The organism is Pedococcus sp. P1_H8 (genome assembly GCF_056405175.1).
On record NZ_JBFUCP010000214.1, the window covers coordinates 1 to 461 of the forward strand.

Annotated in this window: 1 protein-coding gene; it reads right to left on the minus strand. The window is 69.0% G+C overall.

Features of this window, described 5'->3' with window-relative positions; genetic code table 11:
• Positions 1–309 (minus strand): twin-arginine translocation signal domain-containing protein (locus tag AC1DYG_RS19650; RefSeq protein ID WP_477641532.1); only part of this gene is annotated, 309 nt, incomplete at its 3' end.
• Between the last annotated feature and the right edge of the window lie 152 nt (positions 310–461).

The window sequence follows — 461 nt, forward strand, 5'->3', positions numbered from 1 at the left end:
GGCCTGTTCGCGCGCGACCTCGGGGTAGATGCGCACCCAAGACCCGATGTCGCCGTCGTGTCCGGCGCTACGGGTGAGACACGCCTCCAGCAACTCCCGCGGATGCAACTTACGCGCCTGCAGCAGGCTGGCCGCCTCGACTGCGCTGAGCAGCGCGGGGTCGGTCACGGTGATCGAATCGACGTCCGGCAGCGTGCGCTCGCGTCGGTGGATCCGCTCGCCCGCGGCCGCCCGGCCGCCCAGTCCGACCGCGGCAGCGCCGACCCCCGCTCCGGTGATGAACGTCCTACGTGACAAACCCTTGCGCATCGGCTGCTCCCAGTTGAACTGTCATCACCGACCGGAGAATACCTGGACAAGCGTTCAGTGCAGGTCGAATCCCGGGTTTCGAGACGGGGTAGGCCGGATCGGACGTGGGTTCCCGGTCCGATCCGCAGCTTGCCGAGCGACCGGCCCTAGCC